Below are 520 nucleotides of genomic sequence, written 5' to 3' on the forward strand. Positions count from 1 at the left end.
ATCAGCGAGTTACTTATTAATACAGTTCCATATTCTAGCCAAGTTCTCGATTTTGGTTGCGGGTATGGAAGAGTAACTAATGAGCTTTATGACTTAGGTTATAAAAGTATTTGTGGTGTTGATTCTTCATTGGAAATGATTAATCGTGGGAACAATGAATTCCCGCATCTAGAGCTGAACTACTCAAAAGGTTCACCGCTTCCTTTTTCTGATTCTTCCTTTGATGCTATTGTTACATGTGCCGTTTTTACGTGCATTCCAGAAGAGCAAGCTAGGGTAAATGTTGTTTCTGAGCTACTAAGAATTTTAAAACCAAATGGAGTCATTTATTTAGCTGAATTTTGCTCTGATGAAAGTGTTTTTTTTACTTCTGGTGTTGGGGTTCCAATGTGGCACGGTTCTCAAGCTGAAATTGAAAATATAGTTGATGGGTCTGTATTAGAAAAGTCTATCGTTGTTAATAATCAAACGATGACAGGGCATAATAGTAAAGCTTGTCACGTAGTGGTTAGAAAAATCA

Annotated in this window: 1 protein-coding gene; it reads left to right on the forward strand. The window is 36.3% G+C overall.

Annotated elements, in window-relative coordinates; translation table 11 throughout:
• Positions 1-520: class I SAM-dependent methyltransferase (locus AB4496_RS29130; RefSeq protein WP_372133601.1), on the forward strand; the 520-nt coding region annotated here is incomplete at both ends.

The sequence above is a fragment of the Vibrio sp. 10N.222.46.A1 genome (assembly GCF_041473595.1).
In the GTDB taxonomy this organism is placed as follows: Bacteria; Pseudomonadota; Gammaproteobacteria; order Enterobacterales; family Vibrionaceae; genus Vibrio; species Vibrio tasmaniensis_A.